29 protein-coding genes are annotated in these 26377 nt (G+C 27.5%); 12 read left to right on the forward strand and 17 right to left on the reverse strand.

Annotation, left to right across the window (positions count from 1 at the left end; all coding sequences use genetic code 11):
- Positions 1-13: 13 nt before the first annotated feature.
- The 4 genes from ACQY5W_RS06555 to ACQY5W_RS06570 form a co-directional block, all read right to left on the reverse strand.
- Positions 14-1798 (reverse strand): DNA polymerase III subunit gamma/tau, encoded by a 1785-nt coding sequence (locus ACQY5W_RS06555; RefSeq protein ID WP_428024157.1) that lies wholly within the window; start codon positions 1796-1798, stop codon positions 14-16.
- Positions 1791-2585 carry a glutamate racemase gene (murI, locus tag ACQY5W_RS06560; RefSeq protein WP_428024158.1) on the reverse strand — a complete coding sequence of 265 codons (795 nt, stop codon included), beginning with the start codon at positions 2583-2585 and terminating at the stop codon, positions 1791-1793. Before murI ends, ACQY5W_RS06555 begins: the two co-directional genes overlap by 8 nt.
- A 78-nt stretch (positions 2586-2663) precedes the next feature.
- The gene (locus ACQY5W_RS06565; protein ID WP_428024159.1) at positions 2664-3803 is read right to left on the reverse strand and encodes a sensor histidine kinase; all 1140 of its coding nucleotides are present in this window, start codon (positions 3801-3803) and stop codon (positions 2664-2666) included.
- 62 nt (positions 3804-3865) lie between these two features.
- Positions 3866-4918 carry an FIST signal transduction protein gene (locus tag ACQY5W_RS06570; RefSeq protein WP_428024160.1) on the reverse strand — a complete coding sequence of 351 codons (1053 nt, stop codon included), beginning with the start codon at positions 4916-4918 and terminating at the stop codon, positions 3866-3868.
- Between the two features lie 217 nt (positions 4919-5135).
- Between ACQY5W_RS06570 and ACQY5W_RS06575 the strand changes: the two genes are divergently transcribed.
- A complete protein-coding gene (locus ACQY5W_RS06575; protein WP_428024161.1) occupies positions 5136-5792 on the forward strand; it encodes a uracil-DNA glycosylase family protein in 657 nt (218 codons plus the stop codon).
- 194 nt (positions 5793-5986) lie between these two features.
- On the opposite strand, the gene ACQY5W_RS06580 is transcribed toward ACQY5W_RS06575, so the two are convergent.
- The 6 genes from ACQY5W_RS06580 to ACQY5W_RS06605 form a co-directional block, all read right to left on the reverse strand.
- Positions 5987-6736: a TRM11 family SAM-dependent methyltransferase gene (locus tag ACQY5W_RS06580; RefSeq protein ID WP_428024162.1), complete on the reverse strand. Its 750-nt coding sequence runs from the start codon at positions 6734-6736 to the stop codon at positions 5987-5989.
- Positions 6724-7011 (reverse strand): hypothetical protein, encoded by a 288-nt coding sequence (locus tag ACQY5W_RS06585; RefSeq protein WP_428024163.1) that lies wholly within the window; start codon positions 7009-7011, stop codon positions 6724-6726. The genes ACQY5W_RS06580 and ACQY5W_RS06585 overlap by 13 nt, the downstream gene beginning before the upstream one ends.
- Positions 7012-7088: 77 nt before the next feature.
- A complete protein-coding gene (locus ACQY5W_RS06590; RefSeq protein WP_428024164.1) occupies positions 7089-7970 on the reverse strand; it encodes a type II restriction endonuclease in 882 nt (293 codons plus the stop codon).
- The gene (locus ACQY5W_RS06595; protein WP_428024165.1) at positions 7967-8848 is read right to left on the reverse strand and encodes a DNA adenine methylase; all 882 of its coding nucleotides are present in this window, start codon (positions 8846-8848) and stop codon (positions 7967-7969) included. Before ACQY5W_RS06595 ends, ACQY5W_RS06590 begins: the two co-directional genes overlap by 4 nt.
- A 374-nt stretch (positions 8849-9222) precedes the next feature.
- Positions 9223-10566: a transcription termination factor Rho gene (gene rho, locus ACQY5W_RS06600; RefSeq protein ID WP_428024166.1), complete on the reverse strand. Its 1344-nt coding sequence runs from the start codon at positions 10564-10566 to the stop codon at positions 9223-9225.
- Between the two features lie 180 nt (positions 10567-10746).
- Positions 10747-11343 (reverse strand): peroxiredoxin, encoded by a 597-nt coding sequence (locus tag ACQY5W_RS06605; RefSeq protein ID WP_428024167.1) that lies wholly within the window; start codon positions 11341-11343, stop codon positions 10747-10749.
- 443 nt (positions 11344-11786) lie between these two features.
- On the opposite strand from ACQY5W_RS06605, the gene ACQY5W_RS06610 reads away from it, so the two are divergent.
- From ACQY5W_RS06610 to ACQY5W_RS06635, 6 genes are all read left to right on the forward strand, one after another.
- The gene (locus ACQY5W_RS06610; protein WP_428024168.1) at positions 11787-12047 is read left to right on the forward strand and encodes a 4Fe-4S dicluster domain-containing protein; all 261 of its coding nucleotides are present in this window, start codon (positions 11787-11789) and stop codon (positions 12045-12047) included.
- 109 nt (positions 12048-12156) lie between these two features.
- Entirely contained in the window at positions 12157-12570 is a 414-nt protein-coding gene (ndk, locus tag ACQY5W_RS06615) for a nucleoside-diphosphate kinase (protein ID WP_428024169.1), read from the forward strand.
- Between the two features lie 9 nt (positions 12571-12579).
- The gene (locus tag ACQY5W_RS06620) at positions 12580-12960 is read left to right on the forward strand and encodes a hypothetical protein (RefSeq protein WP_428024170.1); all 381 of its coding nucleotides are present in this window, start codon (positions 12580-12582) and stop codon (positions 12958-12960) included.
- Positions 12961-12972: 12 nt separating this feature from the next.
- Positions 12973-13125, forward strand: a complete 153-nt coding sequence (gene rpmF / locus ACQY5W_RS06625) for a 50S ribosomal protein L32 (protein WP_013136543.1) — start codon at positions 12973-12975, stop codon at positions 13123-13125.
- On the forward strand, positions 13125-14126 hold the full coding sequence (plsX, locus tag ACQY5W_RS06630) for a phosphate acyltransferase PlsX (RefSeq protein WP_428024171.1): 1002 nt from the start codon (positions 13125-13127) through the stop codon (positions 14124-14126). Before rpmF ends, plsX begins: the two co-directional genes overlap by 1 nt.
- A gap of 9 nt (positions 14127-14135) precedes the next feature.
- Positions 14136-15134, forward strand: a complete 999-nt coding sequence (locus ACQY5W_RS06635) for a beta-ketoacyl-ACP synthase III (RefSeq protein WP_428024172.1) — start codon at positions 14136-14138, stop codon at positions 15132-15134.
- A gap of 51 nt (positions 15135-15185) precedes the next feature.
- Here the strand turns inward: ACQY5W_RS06635 and ACQY5W_RS06640 are convergent, their stop codons facing one another.
- Positions 15186-15629, reverse strand: coding sequence for a hypothetical protein (locus ACQY5W_RS06640; RefSeq protein WP_428024173.1), 444 nt, complete (start codon positions 15627-15629; stop codon positions 15186-15188).
- Positions 15630-15672: 43 nt separating this feature from the next.
- On the opposite strand from ACQY5W_RS06640, the gene ACQY5W_RS06645 reads away from it, so the two are divergent.
- Positions 15673-16311 (forward strand): transglutaminase-like cysteine peptidase, encoded by a 639-nt coding sequence (locus ACQY5W_RS06645; RefSeq protein WP_428024174.1) that lies wholly within the window; start codon positions 15673-15675, stop codon positions 16309-16311.
- Positions 16312-16328: 17 nt separating this feature from the next.
- Here ACQY5W_RS06645 and ACQY5W_RS06650 read toward each other — a convergent pair whose 3' ends face one another.
- The 4 genes from ACQY5W_RS06650 to ACQY5W_RS06665 form a co-directional block, all read right to left on the reverse strand.
- Positions 16329-17360, reverse strand: a complete 1032-nt coding sequence (locus ACQY5W_RS06650) for a Cj0069 family protein (RefSeq protein ID WP_428024175.1) — start codon at positions 17358-17360, stop codon at positions 16329-16331.
- 99 nt (positions 17361-17459) lie between these two features.
- Complete coding sequence (locus tag ACQY5W_RS06655; protein WP_428024176.1) at positions 17460-18026, reverse strand: DUF6036 family nucleotidyltransferase; 567 nt, start codon at positions 18024-18026, stop codon at positions 17460-17462.
- Positions 18026-18514, reverse strand: coding sequence for a hypothetical protein (locus ACQY5W_RS06660; RefSeq protein WP_428024177.1), 489 nt, complete (start codon positions 18512-18514; stop codon positions 18026-18028). Before ACQY5W_RS06660 ends, ACQY5W_RS06655 begins: the two co-directional genes overlap by 1 nt.
- A 72-nt stretch (positions 18515-18586) precedes the next feature.
- Complete coding sequence (locus tag ACQY5W_RS06665) at positions 18587-19153, reverse strand: aminotransferase class IV family protein (protein WP_428024178.1); 567 nt, start codon at positions 19151-19153, stop codon at positions 18587-18589.
- A gap of 91 nt (positions 19154-19244) precedes the next feature.
- On the opposite strand from ACQY5W_RS06665, the gene ACQY5W_RS06670 reads away from it, so the two are divergent.
- Both ACQY5W_RS06670 and ACQY5W_RS06675 read left to right on the forward strand, forming a co-directional pair.
- Entirely contained in the window at positions 19245-21416 is a 2172-nt protein-coding gene (locus ACQY5W_RS06670) for an ATP-binding protein (RefSeq protein WP_428024179.1), read from the forward strand.
- Position 21417: 1 nt separating this feature from the next.
- Entirely contained in the window at positions 21418-22077 is a 660-nt protein-coding gene (locus ACQY5W_RS06675; protein WP_428024180.1) for a response regulator transcription factor, read from the forward strand.
- Here ACQY5W_RS06675 and ACQY5W_RS06680 read toward each other — a convergent pair.
- Together ACQY5W_RS06680 and ACQY5W_RS06685 are read right to left on the reverse strand one after the other, a co-directional pair.
- Complete coding sequence (locus ACQY5W_RS06680; protein WP_428024181.1) at positions 22062-22952, reverse strand: aminodeoxychorismate synthase component I; 891 nt, start codon at positions 22950-22952, stop codon at positions 22062-22064. The two genes, ACQY5W_RS06675 and ACQY5W_RS06680, sit on opposite strands and share 16 nt — an antisense overlap.
- Before the next feature lie 73 nt (positions 22953-23025).
- Positions 23026-23907, reverse strand: a complete 882-nt coding sequence (locus ACQY5W_RS06685) for an aspartate carbamoyltransferase catalytic subunit (protein WP_428024182.1) — start codon at positions 23905-23907, stop codon at positions 23026-23028.
- A 118-nt stretch (positions 23908-24025) separates the two neighbouring features.
- Between ACQY5W_RS06685 and ACQY5W_RS06690 the strand changes: the two genes are divergently transcribed.
- Together ACQY5W_RS06690 and ACQY5W_RS06695 are read left to right on the forward strand one after the other, a co-directional pair.
- Positions 24026-25207: an aspartate aminotransferase family protein gene (locus tag ACQY5W_RS06690; protein ID WP_428024183.1), complete on the forward strand. Its 1182-nt coding sequence runs from the start codon at positions 24026-24028 to the stop codon at positions 25205-25207.
- Positions 25188-26375: a TolC family protein gene (locus ACQY5W_RS06695; protein ID WP_428024184.1), complete on the forward strand. Its 1188-nt coding sequence runs from the start codon at positions 25188-25190 to the stop codon at positions 26373-26375. The genes ACQY5W_RS06690 and ACQY5W_RS06695 overlap by 20 nt, the downstream gene beginning before the upstream one ends.
- The last annotated feature ends 2 nt before the right edge of the window (positions 26376-26377 follow it).

Raw genomic sequence — 26377 nt, forward strand, 5'->3', positions numbered from 1 at the left:
AATCTCCTATATTTTATATTTTTGTTTTAACTGTAATTTTTTTAATATCAAATAACTCTTTTGCCTTATTTAACATAGGTGAATTTAGTATATCTTCCATTTGAAGTTCTTTTTGAGAAGGTTTTGGGTCAACTGTATCGTGCATACTAGCAACACACCCTGCTCCCATTTCCACATCTTCAATCATAGAGCCTATTTCTTCTTGAGTTTCAACTTCTTCTTGTAATTGTAAATTAATATCCTCAATATCATTATTTGTACTATTATCTTCTGGAATTACATCATTTTTTTTTTGCTCTTGAATTTCACCTTTTTTAAACTCTAAATCAATATTTAAACCAAATACATCTTTTGCAAAAGTTTTTATGATTCCAAAATGTTTATATAAAAATTTTCTATCATCATCTTGAGCATAAGAGACAATATTTAGTACATTGTTTTCAAAACTTTCAAAAATAAAGTTTTTCTCAAAGCACTCTCCCAAATCATAATTTCTTTCATAAACTTTTTTAGTAAGTTCTTTATAAAGTTCAATGTTAGGGTCAATTAACTCTTCTACTTTTGGCTCTTCTATTACTTGTATTTCTTCTTTATTAACAGGAGCGACTACTTCTATCTTCTCTTCTACTTTTGGCTCTTGTACATGCGCATGTTCCAAAACAACTTCTTGATTTATAGCACTTGTCATTTTACTTGTATGTACGAAAGAAGATAGCTCTTTTATAGGTGAGGATTGAACTTCATCAATAATCTCATCTAATGTTTTTAAATTTGTAGCTTCACTCATTTTTGATAGTGTTAAAATTAATACAAATGTCGGATCAGAATTTAATGATAAAAGATGTTTTGCATCCCCTAAGATTCTAAAAAATCTATCATATAAAAAGATGTTAAATTTAGGGTCTTTTCCGTAAAGCATCTTATTTTTTAGATAAATTGTCATCTCATCACAAACAGAACCAGCTTCATACTCTTCAAGTGTTTCAATTATTGGATTTATATCTCCACAAGATAAAATTACATCAAAAAGATTATCTAAAAACTCAGGATCAATAAGTCCTAACATATCCACAACAGCACTTGTTGTTACTTTACCTTTTGCAAAAATAATTGCTTGGTCAAGTAGTGTTAGGGTATCTCTCAAACTTCCTTGTCCACTTCTTGAAATAATTTCAAGGGCTTCTGTTTCAAACTCAATTTTCTCTTCATTTAAGATATGAGTTAGATGATTCATAACATCTTTTTGTGATATTTTTTTAAATCTAAAATGTTGAGTTCTACTTAAAATTGTTGCTGGTAATTTTAGGGGGTCAGTTGTTGCAAGTATAAATTTTACAAATCCTGGAGGTTCTTCAAGTGTTTTAAGTAAGGCATTAAATGCTTGAGTTGTAAGCATATGTACCTCATCGATGATAAACACTTTAAATCTAGCACTACTTGGTTTATATTTTGTATGTTCAATCAAATCTTTAATATCATCAATACCTCTATTACTAGCTGCATCCATTTCTATAATATCTAAGTGTCTATTTGTATTTGCACTAACACAATTTTCACAAACATCACAAGGTTTTGAAGTGGGTCCATTAGAGCATAATAAAGCTTTTGCCATAATTCTAGCAGTCGAAGTTTTACCACTTCCTCTTAATCCAGAAAATAAATAAGCATGTGAAAGTCTATTTGAGTCTAAAGCTAGTGATAGGGTTTGAGAAACTGTTCCTTGACCAACTAAATCTTCAAACCTCTTTGGTCTATATTTTAGGGCTAAAACTCTCTTTTCTACTTGATTATCACTCATTTTTATCCTTTATTGATATCTTCCCACCATCAATCCAATCATTCAAAATCATATTTATCATATCTTTTTTTATTTTGCCTGTATAAAAAACTTCAATTTTGAAATCACTATTGCTATGCACTTTATTAGAACATAAATCATCTAATCTTCTAGCTATGGCTTCACCTGTTTCAATAAGCTCTATATTTACGCCCATAATATCTTTGATGACTTCACTTATCAAAGGATAATGTGTACAGCCTAAAACAATAGTATCTACACCATTATTTTTCATTGGTTCTAACCAATTTGTCAACATGCTATGAGTTTCTGGATGGAAAATTTTTCCAGCTTCTATTTGATTCATCAATCCTGCACAAGCTGTTTCATAAACATTGATTTGAGAATCTTTTGATAAAGCAGAAACCAAATCCTTATATTTTTCTCCATTTAATGTGGCAGGAGTTGCTAAAACACCGATATTTTTTGTTTTTGTTTTTAAAATAGCTGGTTTGATTCCAGGTTCTGTACCTATTACAATCAAATCTTTAAACTTCTCTCGTAACTCTTTTATTGCTGCTGATGTTGCAGTATTACAAGCAACCACTAAAGCATCTATATTATGATTTTTAATCAAATAATTAGCAATATCAAAACTATGTTTTAAAATCTGCTCCTTTGATTTTTCCCCATAGGGTGCAAATAATGTGTCTGCAATATAAAAAATCTCAGCACCTTTTAACACTTCTGTTATAGCTTTAACAACAGTCAAACCACCAATACCAGAATCAAATACGCCTACTTTCAATTTATACCTTTTTCATAATAAGCGGATATTCTAACATAAGTTTTTATATAAAATGATTAGTAGAAAAAATTGTAAGAGTTAAATCGAATAATCAATGTATAAAGGTAGTTTTATATAAAATTTTGCCCCATTTTCGCTATTTTTAACATCTAAAGTTCCACCTAAATGATTAACAACAATGTCATAACTACTATATAGTCCTATACCTGTACCATGGGATTGATGTTTTGTTGTAAAGTATGGATTAAAAATTTTATCTATAATTTCATCTTTAATTCCACCAGCATTATCTTCTATAGTTATAACTACACTATATCCATCTTTAAAAACTGAATATTTAACCCATTTATCTAAACTTTTTTTACCTGACAAAGCTTCTCTTGCATTATTTAAAATAGCAATAATTACTTGAAGAAGTTCTCCTAAAATAAGTTTAAATTTTATAGGGTTTATTTCTATTTTATCTTCAATAATTTTTATATTTTCTATTTGATAACTTGTTTCAACCATCTTAAATGCCATTTTAACTCTATCTTGAACTATTATCTCTTTTTCTCTATTGCTCTCTTTTATATAATCCCTAAACTCATCAATAGTATCTGATAAAAAGTTTACATTATTTAAAATACTATCAGCATAATGAAAAAAATCTTCATCACTTAATATAGTAAGTTCTTTTTTTATTTTCATACCACTAGCAGCTGTAGAAATGACACTTAAAGGTTGTCTCCATTGATGGGCAATATTTCCTATTAGTTCACCCATTTGAGCCATTTTTAACTGTTCAAAAAATTGTTTTTCTTTCTCTTTATAATTGTTAAGTGCTTTTCTTACTTCATCTTTTAAGTTTAATGTTAAATTTTCTAATTCATTGTTTTTTTCTTCTAATTTTTGTACATTTAGACATGAATTTATACTTATATTTAATTTTTGTCTAAAACTTTCGTATATAAAAGTGATAAATTCTAAATCAATATTCTTATCATATAAAAATATTATCAAGCCATTTTCTAATTTGTATAATAAAATATTTAATGTATCTGCATAAGAATTAACTACTATTTCATCATTTTTACTTAGTTGAAGTAACTCATTTATATCTAATGATAACTTTTTACCATGCGAAGTAATATGCTCAATTTTTGTTGAAGTAAGATAAAAACTTCCATATATAGCATCTGTCTCAATTATAAATGTCTTAATAACTTCATCTATCATATCCTTTAACTTTAGGCTATTGCCTATAGAACTATGACATTTATAAGAGATCGAAAGTTGACTTAAAAGCATATTCCACCTATAACACAAGTTTTATTTAAAAAATTAATATATCTATTTCCTTCATTGGCTACTTCTCCAATGGAAATAGCTCCTATAAAAGTAGAGGCATTAGTCTGTTTATAAATTGTGCCTAACTCCTCATCAAACTTATCTTCCAAAAAGCTTTTTCTAGTAATGCAATCAAACATAAATATAAATTCACAACTATTTTTTAAAGCATCACTAATAACCTCCCTTGAAGCATCTAATAAACTATCATTTTTGCCTTTTAAAATATTTATTATACTATTATTTGAAACACTACTAACTAATACCAAATCATCACCATCAAAGCCAATTGGATCTCTTACTACACCTTCACTTTTATACTTTACAATACCAAAAGGATAGTTTTTTGAGATTTCTAAAAAATTCTCTTTTGTTATAGCTTGACCATAATCTTTTTCAACAACTTCTTTATAGACACTTAAAGCACTTCTATGGTCAATTTTCTTTAAAATATTTCCTTCACATGAAGTTACAACAAATGGACCTTCTAAATATTCCCAGCCATGTTTTATTCCCATACCAATACTATTTTTTAAACTTAATAAAATAGAAGCATCTTTATAAAACCCACTATTATCAAAAATAAAAGCTTTGCTTTTATCTTCAAATGAACCTGCACCAGCTCCTAAAATATTGGTATTTATTTCTACATTTTCAAAAAGTTCTTGGATAAAAGGCTCACTATATTTGGATAAGCCTTCTAAAATAGTAATCACAGATTTTATATCTTTGAAATCATTTTTATCTAAACAAGCATTGTTAATATCTTTTATTAAAAAAGATTGCATTTTGTCACTTATTTCTATAGCAATTAAGCCGTAGTCATATACACTATCAGCGAAGATAATTTGAGGGAAAACTCCCCCTAAAACTTTTATATTAGTATTTTCTAAAATACTCAAATCAATATCTGTTTTTTCTGCAACAAATAAAAGATATTTATTATGATTATTTTTTTCTATCAACTCTTCCAGTGATTCAAAGTAATTTGCTATCATTTTCATAAGAAACCTTCTTATTCTAAATAAATTGATTGAAGTATTTAAAAATAGATTCTATCAGTAGATATTTTAAATATATAAGAAATAAATACTTTTAGTAATTTAATTCAGCAAAAATTAATAATAAATTAAAAATTTATCTATAACTAATTATTTCTATAAACTTTTAATTTAATTTATTTTTTGTAATAATTAAATCAAATTGTTCAAAAGGTATTTTTTGTTTTTTCATTTTCATCCATATAAACCATTTCTAAATCATACTACTGAAAAGATTATTGTGGGGACACTACCTCCTCCAAGATTTTGTACAAAAGAGTATAAAGATGGAGATGTGGATTTTTGTTATGGCTCAAAGGATAACCTACTCTGGCAAGCTTTAAACAAAATCTATAAACTAAACCTGTGCTTTGAAAATACAAAAGAAGAGATAAACAAAAGAAAAAACTTTTTACAAAATCATAAAATAGGTATCTGTGATATTGTAGAATCATGCAAAAGAGAAAAAATAGATGCAAGTGATATTGGCATGAGTGACGTTATTCCAAGAGATATCTTAGGCTATCTAAAAGAGTACAAAAACATCAAGACCCTAATATTTACAGGAGGATTATGCAAAAACTCCCCAGAATATTTTTTTAGACAAGTTCTAAAAAAACATAATATACCATTAAAAATAATCTCAAGTGAGATACCCAAAAAACATGAATTTAACTATGATAAAAGAATCATACAAACCATAAGCCTAACATCCCCATCAAATGCAGCAAATAGAAGTATTGGAGCAAATGAGTATTACAAAAAAATGAAAAAAGAAAATCCCAAGTATTCAACCTTTGATTTTAGAGTTGAACAGTATGAAAAGGTTTTTAAATAATCTTTCTTGTGCCCCTTTCAGGGGGGGGCACACCTTGTTACTTTTCCCAACACGGCAATAAGTAACCCATGATAATTCTGTTTACAGATAAAAGCGCTGTTTTCAATATCTGCCGACCTTCTTGTAGCATTGGGGATAGTCATGCTGATTTGGAGTATGAAAAGCTTCCATTTTATTTTTTATGAATTTTAATTTTAAATCTTCTGAAAGATAAAAAGATGTTCGTGCATTATAAGTAAAAAATTATACTCTTTAGATTTATTGACCCAAAAACCTGTTGCCTTACAATTATGTTGATGTTTTATAATATCTTCTTTTAGGGCAAATCCATTTTGTAAAAATTTACTCATAACCATAAAAGCTAATGGTTGATACATTTTATTTCTTCTTGTATCTCCAATAAGTATGGCACAATATTTATTTGGTTTTAATACTCTGTATATCTCTTTTATAACTTTTTCATATTCATCACAAAATTGTTCTAAATCATGGATATTTGATAAGTCTTCTTTTATTTGTTTATCACTATATTTAACAATATCTGCATAAGGTGGATGATTTAGTACAAAATCTATACTTTCATCTTTTAATATAGATAGATTTCTGCTGTCTGTAAGTTCGACTTTTATTTTTGGATTATATTCACATTCAAAATTTAATGCTGTGTTTGTAAGTTCAATAGCATTTGGATTTATATCAAGAGCTAATAAATTTCTATTTAAAAGTTTACATTCAATAGCAGTTGTTCCCCCACCAATCATAGGGTCAAGTAAAAAGTCATTTTCGTTTGAATATCTTAAGATAAGATTTCTTACAACTTCTGGAGCCCAGTTTCCTCTATACTTAGAATTATGAGTTGCCCAATTCCCACGCCTTTTAAAACTCCAAACTGTAGTACACTCTTGTTCAAAATCTTCTGGCTGTAATTTCTTTAATTTAAACATTTATTTAAATACTCTGTTTTAACTAATACACTTGGATAGTCATATTCAAATGAATAATCAAAAATATTTGTATTACTTGAATCTATTTTTGAATTTAATATATCAAACTCTTGGTTTGATTCGCACAAAACTAATGTATAGTTCTCTAAAACTTCAAAATTAGAATCTTTTGGTTTTTTATTGTATAAAAAATCCCAGTGTTTACTTACCCAAATTAAATTTTCATCTTCTAAATCTTCAGAAATATAAAGTCTAGAATATAGCTTTTTTTTCATAATTCAACCTTTAAATTAGTAGAATTATCATATCATTTTTTATTGAACTATATTAAAAATATGTCAAATTGCAATATTTATTTTAAACAAATACTATCTAAAATTCCATTTTTTATCATCTCTAAATTTATAACATAGTCATTATGATTAAATGTTTCTTCCAAAGGATTTAATGCAGTTAGCCAACCTTTACCGTCAGTTACCCATATAAACTCTATATTTTGGGATTTAACAAAATCATTAAGATATTGATATTCTCCAGCTGTAGCTTTTAATTTTGAACCTTGACTACCATAATAATTAACTTCAATCAAATAAAGTTTTTTATTCTTTGTATCATATAAAGCAAAATCAAATCTTCTTCTATTTTTATCTGTTTTCACATCATAATTAAAATACTCTTTTATTCTTTTTTGTGTAGCTTGTTCAATAAAACTAAAATTTGAGTGTTCATTACAAAACTCATCTAAAAATTTTGATACTAGACTTTCCATAATATCACCTGTTCTATTTTTTCTTGTGTTAGTATCAAAACCAACTTCAACACCAAAACAATAATCGACAAGATTTTTTATATGCTTATTTTCCAATATATCTTTTAAACCACTTTCTTTAAAAAATATCAATAATTCTTTTTTAGTATTTTCTTTAAATTCATCATAAAATATATATTTTTTATTTTCAGGTATTAAAGTATCAATATTAGTAATAATGGGTGTTTCATTCAATTTATTTTTTCTAACTGCAATTAAAAGAGGTAAAGCTTTTCTAATATTTGGATATTTTTCTACTAATTGAATAAACTCATTTTCAATATCTTCTTTTCCAATAAGATAATTTAAAATATTTAATTCTATTTCAACTTTTTTTACATTTAATTTTACTTTTTCAAAATCTGTAAAATAATTCCATGTAAAAATTGAATCTTGCAATGTATCAATTAAATCTCTAAAATTCATATAATTCCTTTATTACCTTTAATTAAAACTTCTAAAATTTTACCTCTATCGTTTGCTTTACTATTTATAAATCTATTTGCTTTAATTTCTTCAATTTGAAAATCTTTATATAAATTTTTTATAAAATCAGTATATGAATTACTATGTAAAACATTAACATCTCTATCATTCAAACTTTTAAACACTTTAAAAAGTTCTTTTTGTTCTTTATCTAAAAAATCAAATTCACTATATGATGTAAAACTTGCAGTTTCCGTTAATGGATAATATGGTGGGTCAAAATATACCAAATCATCTGTAGAAACATATTTTAAAACATCTTTATAGCTAGTGTTTAATATTGTGGCATTTTGTAGTGCAAAACTTGCATTATATATAACTTCACTATCACAAATATTTGGATTTTTATAATTTCCTATTGGTACATTATTTTGATTTTTTTTATTTACTCTATAAAGTCCATTAAAACAAGTTTTATTAAGATAAATAAATCTTGTAGCCCTTAAGAAGTCATCTATTTTTAGAAAATCATCTTTTCTATCCCAAGCTCTTATCTCATAATAAAACTCTTTTGAATGTTCTTGTTTAAATTTTTCTAACTCTTTTATAAGTAATTCAGGATAAGTTTTTACCATATTGTATGTATTGATAAGTTCACTATTTATGTCAAAAAGATAAATATCTTTATCTTTTAATTTTCCTTGAGAAAACAATTCAAAAAATAAAGCACCTCCACCAACAAAAGGCTCAAAATAATTATTAAATTCTTTTGGAAGTAATGGAATTATTTGAGATAAAAGACCTCTTTTCCCACCTACCCATTTAACAAAAGGTTGATATTTAGTATTGATATTTTCTAAATTAATTCTTAATGTCATTTATTACTGCTTTCAAAATAGTCATATTGGATCCTACAATAAGTATTCAAAATAGATATTTAAATATATAAATTATATTATCAAAAAGGCTTGAGTTATTAAGATATTTTGGTTTATATCAAGGCGAATGGAATTTTTTGTGAGGGAGCTTACATGTAGTAAGTGAGTGAATAAAAAGTTTTATTCAACGCAGATAGGGAGCAAAAGAGATTGGTAAATCAAGCCTTTTATTCTAATAGCTTTAGAAAATAGACTATTTTTTAAAAGTTCAAGGCAGTGGGGTAATTTTGTGTAGGAGCATACTAAAGTATGTGAGAAACAAAATTTCCGCACTGACGCAGAAATTTTGAAAAAGAGGCAGTTTTATGAAACTATTATTCGTTCATTCCTGCAAAAAACTCTTCATTATTTTTAGTTTTTAACATCTTACTATAAAGAAATTTCAACGCTTCTACTTCATCCATGCTTGCGATTGCATTTCTAAGTATCCATGTTTTTTGTAATACATCAGGAGTAAGAAGTAGCTCTTCTTTTCTTGTACCTGATTTTGTAATATCAACAGCTGGATAAACTCTTTTGTTTGAGGCATCTCGGCTAAGTACAACTTCAGAGTTTCCTGTACCTTTAAACTCTTCGAAGATTACTTCATCCATTTTTGAACCAGTATCTATAAGAGCAGTTGATATAATAGTTAAACTTCCACCCTCTTCTATATTTCTTGCAGCTCCAAAGAATCTTTTTGGTTTGTGTAGAGCATTTGCATCAACCCCACCAGATAAAACTTTACCTGAACTTGGAGTTACTGTATTATAGGCACGTGCTAGTCTTGTGATTGAGTCAAGTAAGATTACAACATCTTTTTTCATCTCTACCATTCTTTTTGCTTTTTCTATAACAATTTCTGCAACTCTTACGTGATTTTGTGCTGGTAAGTCAAAAGTAGAAGAGTAAACTTCACCTTTTACACTTCTTTGCATATCTGTAACTTCTTCTGGTCTTTCATCAATTAATAAAACCATAAGATGAGCTTCTGGATGGTTTCTTGAAATACCATGTGCTAACTCTTTTAAAAGTTCAGTTTTACCAGTTTTTGGAGGAGCAACGATAAGTCCCCTTTGCCCTTTACCCATAGGAGAAAATAGGTCTAAGATTCTTCCAGTCATTTTACTTGAGTCATATTCAAATTTAAATCTTTCAGTTGAATATAGTGGTGTTAAGTTATCAAAAAGTGGTCTGTTTTTTGATTCATGAATTGGTAGATAATTTATAGCTTCAATTTTTAATAGAGCGTAATATTTTTCACTCTCTTTATTTGGTGGTCTAACCTGACCTGTAACAATATCTCCAGTTCTTAGTGCAAATTTTTTAATTTGTGTTGCACTTACATAAGAATCATTTGAAGTATCAGAAAAGTTTCCATCAATTGCTCTTAAAAAACCAAATCCACCATCTTTTATCTCTAAAATTCCTGTAAAAAGGATAAATCCACCTTGGTCAATTTGTGTTTTTAAAATTGAGAACATAAGTTCTTGACGTTTTAGTTCTTGTGGGTTTTCAACTTCAAGTTTTTTTGCTATGTTTAACAATTCTTCAAGAGGTAGTTCTCTTAGTTTTTCTATCGTATGCCCTTCTACAGGGATATGAGTCCTAGTTTTTCTTCCGTTAGAATTTGACTTTGCAGACGTATTCTTTTTAGTTTGAGTTGTTGTCTCTTCCATATATAATTAGACCTTTTGTCATTTCAATTAAGTGATTTGTTGTAGTTAATTCTTTGTGTATCGAATTTTAAGTGGTGTAATTCTAGTCTTTATTTTAAGATTTGTCAAATTTTAAGTATTTTAAATAAAAAAAGGTGCCAAAATTTGACACCTTTTTTATAGATATTTATAAGATAATTCTTATAAATCACCCTCATGTTTTCCTAAATATTCAGCAACACCAGCAGTAGATGGTTTCATACCTTCATCACCTTTAGTCCATCCTGCAGGACAAACTTCACCATGCTCATTTGTAAATAACATAGTATCAACCATTCTAATCATTTCATCAATGTTTCTTCCAAGTGGTAAGTCATTGATAACTGCATGTCTAACTGTACCATCTTTATCAATTAAGAAAGATCCTCTTAGTGCAACAGCATCACCAAATAATACATCATAATCTTTAGAAATTTGTTTGCTTAAGTCTGCCACTAACGGATATTTAATTCTTCCAATTCCACCATTTTCAACAGCAGTTTCTCTCCATGCAAAGTGAGAGAATTGAGAGTCAACAGAAACACCAATAACATTTACACCTCTTGAAGTAAACTCTTCAATTCTTTTAGAAAATGCAATAATTTCAGAAGGACAAACAAATGTAAAGTCTAATGGGTAGAAAAATAAAACTGCACCTTTTTCACCAATATTTTCATATAAATTAAAATCCTCAACAATTTGACCATCTGCAAGTACAGCTGTAGCTGTAAAATCTGGAGCTTTTTTTGTAACTAACATATTTTTTTCCTTTGTTTTAAGTTTTAAGTGAAGAAATTATAATACAATATTCTAAAAGAAAACATCAACAATTTTCTTTAGCTTTTAAAATTAAGAAAATATTTATTTTAGGAAAAAAATTATCCTTAAGTTATGATTTTATATATTTCATAGCATTTATTCTTACTTATCATTATATATATATTTAAAAATGTGTAAAAATGACATACTCCATATAAGTATAAAAAAATTAAAAATTTTAAATAAAATTAAAATATTTACTCAAATAATCATTTTTTGGCTCAAATTAAAGAGTTAAATTAAAAAATCTAAACATAACAGATAAAAAACAATAAATATAAGAATTTTTAATCAAAATACTAGAGTAAATTTTAAAGTTATATTTATATTTGATGTGATAAAGTTAGCCAAAGTTTAATAAAGTATAACAAAAAGGAGATAAAATGGCAGTAGTAATTACTGATACATGTATTAGTTGTGATGCTTGTTTAGATGAGTGTCCAGTAGAAGCAATTGTAGATAATGACGAAAACCCTACAGGTGAAGATATATATTATGTATATGAAGATAAATGTGTTGAGTGTATAGGTCACCACGACGCACCAGCTTGTGCTGATGCTTGTCCTACAGAAGGATGTATAGTATGGGGAGAAAATCCTGATACAGAAGGTAAAGTTGCTGGAGAACCTTGCGTAGAGGATTAATATTAAATATTTTAAATAAGAAAAAAGGTGAGTAGTTACAAACTACTTGCCTTTTTTTATTTTTTTAGATATAATCCGCGACTTGAAATTTAAAATAGGGAAATATCATATGGAACAAACGTTATCTATCATCAAACCTGATGCTGTTGCAAAAAATGTTGTAGGAAAAATCTTAGACAGATTTGAGTCTGCAGGATTAAGAATTGCTGCTACAAAAAAACTTCAATTAAGTGAAGCTGATGCGAAAGCATTTTATGCAGTACATGCTGAAAGACCATTTTATGGTGAATTAGTAGAATTTATGATTTCTGGACCTGTTGTTGTTTCAGTTTTAGAAGGTGATAATGCTATGGCTATAAACAGAGACTTAATGGGTGCTACAAACCCTAAAGAAGCTGCACCTGGTACAATTAGAGCTGATTTTGCTGATTCAATTGATGCAAATGCAGTTCATGGTTCTGATTCTTTAGAGAATGCAGCTAATGAAATTAAATTTTTCTTTTCAGATAGAGAAATCTGTTAATAAATCTTTATGCAAATAGAATTTAGAAAAGTCCCTTTTACCCCAAAAGAATTTAGTACAATACTTGATTCAGTTAAATTAGAGGGTACTTTTTGTAAAATGTCGCCTACATTAGCTAAAGTTGAAGCAACTTTAGTAGGTTCTACAACAGTTGAATGCTGTAGATGCGGGGATGAGTACACTGTAAATGTAAATGAAAATTTAGATTTTTTATTATCTAATACAGTATATGAAGATGAGTCTTTATTGGAAGACTTAGTTATTGAAATAGAAAATGATATTATTGATTTTGATGAAATAATCGAAAGTGAAATTTCATCTATAAAAAGTGATTATCATATATGCAAAGTTTGTTTAGAAAACAAAGAAGACATAGAAAAAGAATATTAAAAGGAGAATAAAATGGCAGTACCAAAGAGAAGAGTGTCACACTCAAGATCAGCTAAGAGAAGAACTCACTATAAAATTACATTAAAAAGACCTGTAAAAGATAGTGATGGAACTTGGAAAATGCCTCATACGGTAAATCCAAATACTGGCGAATATAAAAACTAATGCTAAAAATAGCAATTGATGCGATGGGTGGGGATTTCGGTCCCGAACCTATCATAGATGGCCTAATTGCCGCACTACGTATTAATACAGCATTTACCGCAATTGCTGTAGGTAAAAAAGAAGAACTACTTAAACTTATCCCACCTGAATATTTACGAAGAATAGAAATACATGATTGTAATGACGTAATATCAATGCACGATCATGCTACTGATGCCCTAAAAAGAAAAGACAGCTCAATTTATCATGCAATCGAATTAGTTAAAACAGGTCAAGCTGATGCTGTAGTTTCTGCAGGACACTCAGGTGCATCTATGTCTTTGGCAACATTAAGAATTGGAAGAATAAAAGGTGTATCAAGACCTGCAATTGCAACACTTATGCCAACAAGTGAAAATCAAAATACTTTGGTTTTAGATGTTGGTGCAAATGTTGATTGTGATGAAAAAAACCTTTTTGAATTTGCAGTTATGGGACAAGTTTATGCTCAGGATGTTTTGAAACTTGATGAACCAATTATTGGATTACTAAGTAATGGTGAAGAAGAATCAAAAGGTAATGAAATAACTAAAGCAGCTTATGAACTACTAAGTAACTCACAAATAAAAAACTTCGCAGGTAATGTTGAAGGTAGTGATATCTTCAAAGGTACAGTTGATGTTGTTGTTTGTGATGGTTTTATTGGAAATATCTTATTAAAAACAGCCGAAGGTGTTGCTGATACCATTGGGCAGATATTAAAGAAAAATTTAAAAAGATCTCTAATCTCGATTGCAGGTGCAGTTTTAATGAGAAAAGTTTTCAAATCACTTAAAGTTAGAGTTGATTATGCTGAATATGGTGGGGCTCCTCTTTTGGGAGTTAAAGCTCCAGTAATTATAGCCCATGGTAAATCAAATCCAAAAGCTATTAAAAATGCAATTAATCAAGCTATAAGTGCAGCAAGTTCAAGACTAGAACAAGATATAGAAGATAAACTTGCTAAATATAGAAATTTTTAAGGACAATATATGGCTTATGCAGCTTTTAGATCAATAGGTGCTTATATACCAGAAAAAATTATGACAAATACTGATTTTGAAAAAATCATGGATACGTCAGATGAATGGATAACAAAAAGAACTGGTATAAAAGAGCGAAGAATAGCAGCAGAGGATGAATATCCATCTGATATGGGAGCAAAAGCTGCCGAAATTGCTATTCAAAGAGCAGGAATAGAAACAAGTGATGTGGATTTGATTGTATTTGCTACAGTTACTCCTGATTATCTTTGTATGCCTTCAACTGCTTGTGTAACAGCATCAAAATTGGGTCTAAGAGATGTACAAGCTTTCGATGTAAGTGCAGCTTGTACTGGATTTGTTTATGCTTTATCTATTGCTAAAGCATTTATTGAATCAGGTATGAAAAAAAATGTACTTATAATAGGTGCTGAAAAATACACTTCTATTTTAAATTATGAAGATAGAGGAACTGCTTTTATTTTTGGAGATGGTGCAGGTGCAGCAATTATATCTGCAACTGACAATAAAGATGAAGCAATTGTTGATGTTAAATGTTCTAGTGATGGCGATTATGACCATCTTATTATGACTCCAGGTGGGGGAAGTAAAACTCCATGTTCTCCTGAAGTTGTAGAGCAAAAACTAGCTTGTATCCAAATGAAAGGTAACGAAACTTTCAAACTTGCGGTTAAAACTCTAACTTCTGATGTAGAAGTTATGCTAGAAAAACATAATTTAAAACCAGAAGATATAAAACACTTTATTCCTCACCAAGCAAACTTTAGAATTATAAAGGCTGTTGGTGAAGCTTTAGGATTAAGTGAAGAGCAAACTGTTGTTACTGTAGATAAATATGGAAACACATCTGCTGCTTCTATTCCTATGGCTATGAATTATGCCTATGAACAAGGAAGAATCAAAGCTGGAGATAATGTACTTTTTGATGCGTTTGGAGCTGGTCTTACTTGGGGAAGTGCTTTATTCCCATTTTCACCTAAAAAATAATACATATAATTAAGATATTCGTATCTTAATTATATATCTACACATCTATTTCTATTGAAACTTTTTATTATTTGGATTATTTTTAAATACATTTAGTGATTTATGTAAAGAAGCTTTTGTATTAGTGTTAAACTTTTCTACTGTTGCTACAGGATTTATAAGTAAAATAGAGTCTTCAATAACTATTTGAAAGATTGATTCCAATGGAATAGTAACAGTTGAGCCAAAATTTTCTGAACCAAATCCTGCCTCAAAAGATATGATTTCATCATCTATTTTTATTGTTGTATAAGTATAATTACTCAAAACAAAAAGCGAAAATTTAGATAACTTCTTTTCTATACTTATTGGTAAATTTGGGTTAAAAGTTGCCCCATTTATATTAACCGTAATCGCAAACTCACTACTTCTGTCTAATAAATAATTAATCATTTCTCGAATTTGTTTAATCATGAAATTTTTAAAATCTACACTCTCAATTACTTCACTTATCATACCTTAATCCCTTTTTATCAAAACAATGTTATTATATTTTTACATGAAAACTATTATATTTATTTTACTAATTTCAACATTAATTTACGGTCATACTCTTGAGTTTACTCAAGCTGATATACAAAAGATTAAAGCAAGCCCTAATAAAAATGCAATTTTAAAAAGAATTCAAAATTACCAAGAACTAGAGAAAAAAATTAAAAACTTTTCAACTATTAGAAAACTCTCCCATATCAATAGCTTTTATAATAATATACTTCCACAACTTGATAAACAAAAATATGGCATAAGTGACTATTGGAGTACAAGAAAAGAGTTTCTAATAGAAGGACGAGGTGATTGTGAAGATTATACAATTGCAAAATATTTTTCACTTTTAGAAAATGGTTTTTCAAAGAATAATCTTTTTTTGGCAGTTGTAAAAGTGAAAGGAAAAACTACAGACCATATGGTTCTTTTTTATTTTGAATCTAAAAATCAAATACCATATGTACTTGATAATCTAAGTTTTAAAGTAATTCCACTAGATAAAAGACCCAAACTAAATGTAAAATTTATATTTAATGAAAAAGAATCTTATTTAATGAATGGATATAAACTAGGTAAAAAAGTAAAAGTAAATTGGGGGAAAGATGATAAATGGAACAATTTATTAAAAAGAGTTTATATAAATAAAGAGTAAAAATACTCCTTATTTACTTATTTTTTCTTTGAAACAAAAACTTTAGCTACCTCTTTTGCATACTGTAATTCAGTCGTTATTCCCACACAAGAACAGTTGATTTCAGATAAAACATATTTATCACTTCCATCTTCATTAAAATCTAAAATATAATCCATAGTCCAAAGTAAAGGAAAGTTTTGACCATTTAAATATGGTCTTAAATCATTAAGTCCATTCATTGTAAGTTCTACAACATCTTTCCATTTTGCATCAGTTGGAGATTCATATTTATATTTAGCTCCTGAAAAAAGTGTTGCAGAAAATTGCCCCTCTTGTGGTTTTTTGTGTACTACTGAAATTGCTTTATCATTTACAAGTAGAACTCTTATTTCTCCTTCTTCAATCCTTTTTAAATACCTACATCCTACAAATCCTGTTTTACCTGTAAAATATGCAGCATATTCAGAAGTATTGTCTTCAAAATTTGGTTCAAATTTATGTAAGAATTCATTGATATCATCATAATAGTATTTTTGATTATTTACAGCTTCCACAGAAAAAATCGAACCATCATCTTTTTTAGATACTAAATATACACCCTCTCCCGTTGAGCCATAATTTGTTTTTAAAACTCTTATGCCATGTTTATCTAAATCAGAGGGAAACTTTGTAGCAAAGTCAGTGAATGTATGATAAAAATAGCTTTCATCATCTCCAAGTTTACTTCCTTTTAACTTGGCTAAAATATCTTTAAAATCAAGATTAATCATAACGTCTGGATGGGTATGAATTTCAATTCCTGCATTTCCTAAAGCTTTTAGAAACTGAAAGTATTCATCTACTTCTTTTAAGTTACCTGGGTTTATTCTACTTATTACAGAAACAGCCTTTTCTTTCAAATATTCCAATAAATCATATTTTCTATTTGGTCTATAAAATACAATTTCAGTTTTGTAATTTGTTGCCTCTTCTATAGCATTTAAGATAGGTTTTGTGTCTGGTCTAAAACCATCAAAACCTTTATCACTTCCTTTAGCATATTCAATTATGAATACTGTATTTCTCATTTTATCTCCTTTTGTTGTCACACAAAAGAATTTTATATTATAAAAAAAACTTTTTGATTACAATTGAGGAAAAGAAGGAATGGGTGTTCTAACCATTTTTTATAATTTATATTCTTCATCGATTTTTTCCATAATCCAAGAAAGCTTCAATAAAGCATCATTTTTATTAATTGCAACACCTACATTGATAGCATCATTTGCTAATTTAGAGAGTAGGTTTTTATCTATATTGCAACATTTGATTATATTGTTTATATCTTCTTCATCATTTGAAGCATATCTTGAAATCTTTGTTATTATTAAATCAACAGGACTTAGCGTATATATTTCAAACTTATCATCAATTGTTTTAATTAATTCTGCTCTATCTTCAGAATCTTCATGTAATAATCCAAATGTTGGATTATATGTGTAATCATAAGAAACCTGATTAATATTTTCATTTTCATCTAACCAAACAACTGATAAATCACTAGGAATATTTACTCTATGAGATAATATTAAATCTACATCATCAGATACTATATTGTTAGTATAAAAGTGAACGGCACAACCACCTGTAATATATGCTTTAATTGGATAAGCCACATTATTAGGTATTTGTTCACTAATAATCTCCATCATCTTATAAATAGCATTTTTAAAACTATTTTCAAAAGCTAACATTAAAAGCTACCAGTCATTTTATATTGATTAAATCTTGCTATATCTATTCCACTTGTTAATCCATACACATTTGCTAAACCATTTTTAGTTTCATTTTTATTGCCAAAGTAAAAGCCAACATTTGGTTTTGTTTTAAAATTTAACTTAGCAACTTTATTTGTTAAAAAACTATATAAATATCCAGCTCTTGCTCTTGCACTTAAGGATAATGTTCTATCTTTTGTGAATTTCAATAATAAATTTACATCTAATCCTGAAGTTAAAAGAGGATAAAGTTTTCTTTCAAAGTCCCTTTGATTAGTAAAATATTTTTCATTTTCCAAAAGTTGTTTTAAATCTTCATTTGTATCTTTTACTAATAGTTTTTTTGCATTTTCATAATCTAAGTTTTCTAATAAATGATATAGATCTTTTCTATCACTATTTTTCCAATGTCTTAATGTTCTATCTGAAATACCAAATAAGTCATTCATTTGTTTTTGTGTCATATGAACTCCTTTATATTTTTTACAATTATAGGCAATTATTGCCGTTTTATCAAATTTAATTTAATTACATATTTATAAATGCAATATTGAATAATCCACTAAAATATCAAAATCAATCATAGCATTCATAAGTGCTATTTTTTTTGATGATTTTAAATCATCTACTGTCAAATCTTTTTCAATAATATTTTGAAGTTTTAGATGTCTTTGTCTTGACGTTCCATGTAACAATGGGTTTTTAGGAGTTAACCAATTCTCTCCATCATATACTGCAATATTTGCAATAGAAGTATCTGTTACTAAACCATTTTTTATTATTATAATCTCATCGGCACTATCTTTTTGATTATAAAGTTTATCTATATTTCTTCTATCTAAATATTTTTTTGAATATTCAATTTCATCATCAAAAACAAGCTTAAAGCTTCTTATCTCTCTTTTTTTATATTCAGTGTATGATACATCCAAAATCTCATCATCATTATATGTTACTCTACATTTTAAAAGTTTACTATTTAGTGGATATATATATTCATTTAAATCTATATTTTTACCAATAGTTCTTGCGATTCTTGAATTGTGAAAATCTAAATTAAAAATCTCTTTATCTTCACACTTAATAGTTTCAAAATACTCCATTCATCTCACCTAAAATTTTTTAATATCATATCAAAAAAAGAGTTTTTACTCTCTTTTTTGATAAAATAAAAAAAATATCCCTAGGCTTTAAATGAAATATCTATTTATAATCTTTATTCTATTCAGTTCATTATTTGCATCAAATCCTCAAAAAGAGATTTTACTTCTACACTCTTATAATAACGGACTAAAATGGAGTGATACTATAACTGAAGGTGTTAAAGATGTACTTTCAAGATATCCAAATTATGAACTTACAATTGAATACATGGACAGTAAGAAAATAAATGACAAAGAGTATTTTAATCTACTTCATCAACTTTATAAAAAGAAATTTTCTACAAGAAAGTATGATGTTGTATTAACAGCTGATAATTATGCTTTTAATTTTGCCCTATTAAACTACAAAGATATATTTAATAACTCACAAATTGTTTTTTGCGGTGTAGAAAATATTGAAAGTATTAATATCCCAGATAAATTTAAAAATAAATTAGTAGGAGTTATTGAATATAAAGAGATAAAAGAGAACATTCAATTAATCCAAGACATTATCAAAAATCTAAATACTTTATATATTATAAGCGATGATACCCTATCCTCACAAGCCATAAAAAAACAGATTTTAGAAGCTATTTCAGTGTTTAAAAATAAAATAAATATTATCTTTGATAATAAAATTGACATAACAAATTTAAATGACAAAATAAAAAATCTTCCTAAAAATAGTGCCATTTTGTTTACAAGTTTATATAAAGATGTAAATAAAAAATATATCCCCTACAGCTATTTAAGAGAATTTTTTAAGAAATCCCCTTACCCTGTTTTTACATTAAATAAAATACATCTAGGAGAAGGAGTTGTAGGTGGAATAATGGTTGAGCCATATGAGCAAGGAAGACTGGCAGCTTTAAAGGCTATAGAAATCTTACAAAATAGTTCTAACTTTGGCACGAATATTCTAACTCCTGCTTCAAAATATTATTTTGATTATGAAGTATTAAAAAAGTTTAAATTATTAAATTCAGATTTTCCTATTTTTTCAAATATTATCAATAAACCAAAAGGCTTCTTTGAAAAACATAGAAAATTTATTGATAGTGCTTTTATATTGATGCCTTTACTTATTCTTTTGATTATTGGTCTTATTGTTAATATTGTAAAAAAAGTTAATTTGGAAATAAAACTTTTAGAACAAAACAAATTAGATAATGTTTTACTAAACAACATTAAAAGTATCATCTATTGGAGGAGTAAAGAGGGAGTAATATTAGGTTGTAATGATTATTTATGTAATTATTTAAATCTACCAAAAAACAAAATAATTGGCAAACAATTAGAGACTATCTTTCCAGAACTTTGTATAAAAATAGATGATAGTAAAAATTTCGTTAGCGAATTTGAGTCCACTTTACAAAAAGACAATAAAACAATTGATGTATTTATTAGAAGAAAAAAATATCTAAATAAAAAAAATGAAGAAGCTGGTACAGTAACAATAATAAATGATATAACAGATATAAAGAAACTAGAAAATCAAAGAAAAAAAGATGAACAATTTATAATACAACGTTCAAAACTATCTGAAATCGGTGAAATGATGACATCAGTTGCACACCAATGGAAAGCACCTTTAATAGAGATTTCAACCATCGCCCAAGAGTTACTTTATAAGAAAAATTTTGCACCAGAAAGTAACAAAGAGTTTGTTGATGAAATTATGACTCAAGTGAAATATATGACAACTACTATTGATGATTTTAGAGATTTCATAAAACCATCTTTTAGAAAAAAAGAGTTTGAGATTAATTCTGCAATGGATCAGTTACTAAGGGTTATTGAGCATAATATCAAATATAACTATATAGATGTAAATATTACCTACAAAGATGATAAAGTTTATTCAATATATGGCTATGCAAATGAGTTTAAACAAGCAATACTTAATATAATAAATAACTCAAAAGACAGTATCTTAAAAAGAAGAGAAAAAGAAGATATAAAAGGTGAAATATCAATTAATGTAGCTTCAAAAAACAACTTTACATATCTTTATATAAAAGATAATGGAATAGGTATAAAAGAAGAAAATTTAGAAAAAATATTTCAACCATTTTTTACTAGTAAAAAAGATGGCGATGGATTTGGACTTTATATGGTAAAACTTATTATAGAAGATAAAATGGATGGAACAATCAAAGCATTAAAAAGTAAAGAAGGTGCAAAAATTTTTATATCCATCAAAAATAAACAAGAGAATTAAAATGAAAATATTATTACTTGAAGATAATAAAAGATTATCAAATCTTATTACAGAAGCTCTTACTCAAAAGAACTATAAAGTTGATTGTTTTGACAATGGTAAAAATGCTCTAAATGCAGTACATAATGGCTATGATTGTTTTATTTTAGATATAAATGTACCAGGTATTGATGGCTTGACTTTATTAAAAGAAATAAGAGTAATGGATGAAAAAACTCCTGCAATTGTAATAAGTGCAAACGTAGAATTAGAAACCATAAAAGATGCCTATAATAAAGGGTGTGATGAATACTTAAAAAAACCATTTTATATCTATGAACTAGAACTTAAGCTTGATAAATTTTGTAAAAAAACAAAAAATACCATAACTTTACCTGAAAATTATATTTACAATTTAGATACTGAAATTTTATATGATGAAAACAAAGAAGAGATAAAATTAGCAAAAAAAGAGATTTTACTTTTAAATTTACTTATTAAAAATATAGATAAGATAGTGACTTTTGAACATATTGAACAATACGTTTGGGAAGGTGATTTAACAACAAATGAAAACATAAGAACTTTGGTAAAAAGATTGAGAAAAAGATTACCTAAAGATACTATTTTATCTCAAGTGGGTGTTGGATATAAGCTAAATATACATCAAGAAGGTATATAAATTTTATCAAGAAGTTCTTGATACTCTAAATAAGCATCACTATCACAAGTGATTCCTCCTCCACTTTTATAAAAAAGTTTTCCATCTTTATCTTTTTCTATAAATCTAATCATCACAGAACTATCTAAACTTTTCCCATCAAAAATACCAAAAACTCCAGTATAATATCCCCTATCATAACCCTCAATTTTTTCCAATATTTCTACAGTTTTTTTCTTAGGTGTTCCAGTTATAGAGCCAGCTGGTAAAAGTGAAATTAAAATATCCCCAAGTTTTTCATTCCAATTATTTTCCAATTCTCCTGATATTTTAGAACTAACTTGTAAAAGTTTTTTATCGCCAGCATCTATTTCATCTATATATCTAAACTTCTCAACTCTTACTTTTTTAGCAACTATTCCTAAATCATTTCTAAGTAAATCTACCACCATAGTATGCTCTGCCATCTCTTTCATATCCCCAAGAATTTTAGCACTTGCATTGGCAATAGAAGCATCAATTGTCCCTTTCATAGGATATGTATAGATTTTATCTTTTTTGATTTTTACAAAACGTTCTGGGGAAAAACAGACAAATTCATCTTTATATTTCAATTTAAATTTTGCGTTTGCTTTTTCATATATTTCATCTAAATCTAAAGGTGTTTCTATTTCTGTTTTTGCAGTTAAGTTTAATAAATAGCTATTTCCAAAAAGTATTTGTTCTTGGATATAATCAAATTTCTTTTTATATTCATCAAAACTTATTGGTGATTTTATTAGGGATTTACTTTGATTGATAGCGAGTTCATCTTTAGATGCTATTTGGAATTTTATATTTTGATTTAAATTTTTTAGGGGTTCTATATAATAATCACTTAAATCGTAACTTATCATAAAAAAAAATGGCTCTTTTAAAGAGCCATAATTATTAAGCTTGTTTATTAAATCTTGTTTATTCAAAAATATTTTATAAACCAAGTATTAGTTTTTTTAGTATTGCCATTCTAACAGCAACACCATTTTTAACTTGTCTTAAAACCTTAGACCTTGGGTCTAATAACATTTCATCACTTATATCTACATTTCTGTTTACTGGTCCTGGATGTAAAAGTAAAATATCCCTATCTCCTACAACTTCGTTTGTTATACAATAATCTTTTGCATAATCATTTAATGATTGAAAGTATATTTCATTGTGTCTTTCAAGTTGAGTTCTTAAACTCATAATAACATCAACTTCATCAATTACTTCAGAGATATTATCATATTGTTTATATTCATTACTTTCAGATTTAAAACAATCAGGTGCTACAAAACAAACTTCCATACCAAATCTTGGAAGAAGTTTTCTATTTGAACCTGCAACCCTAGAAGTTCTAACATCTCCAACAATTGCAACTTTTTTCCCTTCAACTTGACCATCATAATGTTCTAAAATAGTGAAAAGGTCAAGTAAAGCTTGTGTAGGATGGGCGTGTTTTCCATCACCTGCATTAATTATTGGGCAATTAACATGCTCAACTAAAGTTCCAGGTAATCCACACTCTGAATGTCTAATAATAATAGCATCTGGACACATAGCATTAATATTTGCAACAGTGTCAAATATAGTTTCACCTTTACTTCTTGAACTTGTTCCAACATCTAAAGAAACAACTTCAGCACCCAATCTTTTTGCAGCTATTTCAAAAGCACTTCTTGTTCTTGTTGAATTTTCAAAAAAAAGTGTAACTATTATTTTACCTTTTAATATATCCCTTGATTGCATATCTAAAAAAGTTTTTGCATCTTCAAAAAGGCTTAAAATCTCTTCTTTTGTAAAATCTGCTGTTCTAATCAAATGCTGCATTTTTTTCCTTTAATTTTAGTTTTGATTATATCAAAGTATTAATTAATTTTTTTGAAAATTGTTAATAGATTGTTTATACTTTTTAGATATAATTCTTTATTAAATTATAGGAAAAAAAATGATTGAAAATATTGATAAAGAGTATGTACTTCAAACCTATGCAAGAAACTACGTAAACTTCAAAAAAGGTATCAATGCAACTCTTTATGATGACAAAGAAAATAATTATATAGACTTTACTTCAGGAATTGGGGTAGTTAGCGTTGGACATGGAAACAAACAAGTTGCTGATGCTATTTATGACCAAGTTAGTAACATAACTCATATTTCAAATTTGTATGCTATTGAGCCTCAAGCACTTTTGGCACAAAAAATTGCACAATTAAGTTCTTATGATGTGGCAACATTTTTTGCAAATAGTGGGGCTGAAGCAAATGAAGGTGCAATAAAAATTGCAAGAAAATATGGGCAAACAAAATTTGCAAATAAAAAATATAAAGTTATAACATTAGAGCACTCTTTCCACGGTAGAACAATTACAACTGTAAAAGCAACAGGTCAAGATAAATTTCATTCACCAAATTTTTCTCCATATCCTGAAGGTTTTTCATACAACAAACAAATCAATGATATCTATAATTCTGTTGATGATGAAACAGTTGCAGTTATGATTGAATTAGTTCAAGGGGAAGGTGGAGTTCAACCTTTTGAAAAAGAAGAGATTCAAAAATTAGCTAAATTTTTAAAAGAAAAAGAGATTTTACTAATAATTGATGAAGTTCAAACTGGTGTTTATAGAACAGGTGAATTTTTAGCATCAAATCTTTATGAAATAGAGCCTGATATTATTACACTTGCAAAAGGTTTAGGTGGTGGTGTTCCAATTGGTGCCATATTAACTACACACAAAGATATCTTTTCAGCAGGTGATCATGGTTCAACTTTTGGTGGTAATTACCTTGTAACAAGAGCTGCACTAGAAGTTTTAAAAATCCTAGATGAATATAAGGATAAAGGTGCCCTTGATGAAGCAATTATCTATTTTGAGTCAAAATTAAGTGCACTTTATGAAAAATATCCAAATATCTTCACACATAAAGTTGGTCTTGGTCTTATGAGAGGACTAAGAGCAAAAGATGAAGAGACCTTAGCAGCTATTATTAAAAATGGTTTTGAAGAGGGAGTATTAGTATTAAAATCTGGAAGAAATACTTTAAGATTTTTACCAGTATTAACTATTACAAAAGAAGAGATTGATGAAGGATTTAGAAGGTTAGATAATGCTATCTCTAAGATTTAAACTATCATTAGCAGCTATTTTTTTAGTTGCTTCTTCTTTTTCTAGTGAAACAGATAAACTTGACGAATCTATTCTTTCTAAAAAAAGATTAGAAATTTTTGATTTATCAAAAGAGAAAATAGAAGAAGATAGTTCAAAACTTAAAAAAGATTGGATAAATCCAATCACATATACTTACTCAAAAGTATATGGAGAGGTTTATGATACTGAAAAATCTTTAGTATCCATAGACCAACCTATTTTTAAAACTGGTGGAATTTATAAGGCAATAAAATATGCAAATGCCAAAAGACTCTACTCACACTTAGATTTAGATTTACAAAAAAAAGCTCTAATAAAAGATACCACAACACTTCTTTTTAATATACATAAAATTGAACTAGAAATTAAAAAACAAGGACTTTTAGTAAAAAATGGTGAGATAGATGTGGAAAGAAAAAAGGAGCAAGTATTTAATGGCTTTGCAGATACCTCTTTACTTGATAATGCCATATTAGATACAAATACTAGAAGAAATATTTTGGCAGAATTAATTTATCAAAAAGATGAATTAGTAAATCAGTTTAATACTTATGCAGAAGGTGATTATGCTAGTTTTGAATTACCAAAATTTAAACTTCTAGGTAAAGAATCTTTTTTACAAAACAATCTAAATATTTTGAAATCAAAAGCTGACATATCTAGTAAAAATGATTATTCTTGGATGATAATATCAAAATATCTACCAACTGTTAGTGCAACTTTTGATTATACACAATATCACACAACTTCAAATCCATCAATTACAGATGATAGTGTTCAAAACTATGGGATAAAAGTCACTATGCCCCTTGATACAAGAACATACAATGATATTCAAAGTACAAGAATAGATTATCTTAAAGCAAAACTAGATTTTGATAATGTAATTTTAGAGCAAGAAAACTTTTTCAAAAGTAAGTTATCAAAAATAAAAATGATAGATTCTAAAATATCTATTGCAAAAAATGATTATGAATTATATAACTCTTTACTTGATGTAATTATGGAAGAAAAAGAAGCCGAATTGAAAACCCAAAGTGATGTGGATACACTACTTAATTCTAAAAAAATAAAAGCCTTAGAACTAAAGATTTTAGATTTAGAAAAACAAATTGAACTACTTGATATCTATTCTAAAATAAGCTAACA

It is taken from the genome of Arcobacter sp. (assembly GCF_050300555.1).
Taxonomy (GTDB): Bacteria; Campylobacterota; Campylobacteria; order Campylobacterales; family Arcobacteraceae; genus Arcobacter.

Coding starts and splice junctions, on each gene's coding strand:
- ACQY5W_RS06555 (WP_428024157.1), bottom strand. CDS start 1,798: ATGAGTGATAATCAAGTAGAAAAGAGAGTTTTAGCCCTAAAATATAGA.
- ACQY5W_RS06565 (WP_428024159.1), bottom strand. CDS start 3,803: ATGATAGATGAAGTTATTAAGACATTTATAATTGAGACAGATGCTATA.
- ACQY5W_RS06570 (WP_428024160.1), bottom strand. CDS start 4,918: ATGAAAATGATAGCAAATTACTTTGAATCACTGGAAGAGTTGATAGAA.
- ACQY5W_RS06580 (WP_428024162.1), bottom strand. CDS start 6,736: ATGTTTAAATTAAAGAAATTACAGCCAGAAGATTTTGAACAAGAGTGT.
- ACQY5W_RS06585 (WP_428024163.1), bottom strand. CDS start 7,011: ATGAAAAAAAAGCTATATTCTAGACTTTATATTTCTGAAGATTTAGAA.
- ACQY5W_RS06590 (WP_428024164.1), bottom strand. CDS start 7,970: ATGAATTTTAGAGATTTAATTGATACATTGCAAGATTCAATTTTTACA.
- ACQY5W_RS06595 (WP_428024165.1), bottom strand. CDS start 8,848: ATGACATTAAGAATTAATTTAGAAAATATCAATACTAAATATCAACCT.
- rho (WP_428024166.1), bottom strand. CDS start 10,566: ATGGAAGAGACAACAACTCAAACTAAAAAGAATACGTCTGCAAAGTCA.
- ACQY5W_RS06605 (WP_428024167.1), bottom strand. CDS start 11,343: ATGTTAGTTACAAAAAAAGCTCCAGATTTTACAGCTACAGCTGTACTT.
- ACQY5W_RS06610 (WP_428024168.1), top strand. CDS start 11,787: ATGGCAGTAGTAATTACTGATACATGTATTAGTTGTGATGCTTGTTTA.
- ndk (WP_428024169.1), top strand. CDS start 12,157: ATGGAACAAACGTTATCTATCATCAAACCTGATGCTGTTGCAAAAAAT.
- ACQY5W_RS06620 (WP_428024170.1), top strand. CDS start 12,580: ATGCAAATAGAATTTAGAAAAGTCCCTTTTACCCCAAAAGAATTTAGT.
- rpmF (WP_013136543.1), top strand. CDS start 12,973: ATGGCAGTACCAAAGAGAAGAGTGTCACACTCAAGATCAGCTAAGAGA.
- plsX (WP_428024171.1), top strand. CDS start 13,125: ATGCTAAAAATAGCAATTGATGCGATGGGTGGGGATTTCGGTCCCGAA.
- ACQY5W_RS06635 (WP_428024172.1), top strand. CDS start 14,136: ATGGCTTATGCAGCTTTTAGATCAATAGGTGCTTATATACCAGAAAAA.
- ACQY5W_RS06640 (WP_428024173.1), bottom strand. CDS start 15,629: ATGATAAGTGAAGTAATTGAGAGTGTAGATTTTAAAAATTTCATGATT.
- ACQY5W_RS06645 (WP_428024174.1), top strand. CDS start 15,673: ATGAAAACTATTATATTTATTTTACTAATTTCAACATTAATTTACGGT.
- ACQY5W_RS06650 (WP_428024175.1), bottom strand. CDS start 17,360: ATGAGAAATACAGTATTCATAATTGAATATGCTAAAGGAAGTGATAAA.
- ACQY5W_RS06655 (WP_428024176.1), bottom strand. CDS start 18,026: ATGTTAGCTTTTGAAAATAGTTTTAAAAATGCTATTTATAAGATGATG.
- ACQY5W_RS06660 (WP_428024177.1), bottom strand. CDS start 18,514: ATGACACAAAAACAAATGAATGACTTATTTGGTATTTCAGATAGAACA.
- ACQY5W_RS06665 (WP_428024178.1), bottom strand. CDS start 19,153: ATGGAGTATTTTGAAACTATTAAGTGTGAAGATAAAGAGATTTTTAAT.
- ACQY5W_RS06670 (WP_428024179.1), top strand. CDS start 19,245: ATGAAATATCTATTTATAATCTTTATTCTATTCAGTTCATTATTTGCA.
- ACQY5W_RS06675 (WP_428024180.1), top strand. CDS start 21,418: ATGAAAATATTATTACTTGAAGATAATAAAAGATTATCAAATCTTATT.
- ACQY5W_RS06680 (WP_428024181.1), bottom strand. CDS start 22,952: ATGATAAGTTACGATTTAAGTGATTATTATATAGAACCCCTAAAAAAT.
- ACQY5W_RS06685 (WP_428024182.1), bottom strand. CDS start 23,907: ATGCAGCATTTGATTAGAACAGCAGATTTTACAAAAGAAGAGATTTTA.
- ACQY5W_RS06690 (WP_428024183.1), top strand. CDS start 24,026: ATGATTGAAAATATTGATAAAGAGTATGTACTTCAAACCTATGCAAGA.
- ACQY5W_RS06695 (WP_428024184.1), top strand. CDS start 25,188: ATGCTATCTCTAAGATTTAAACTATCATTAGCAGCTATTTTTTTAGTT.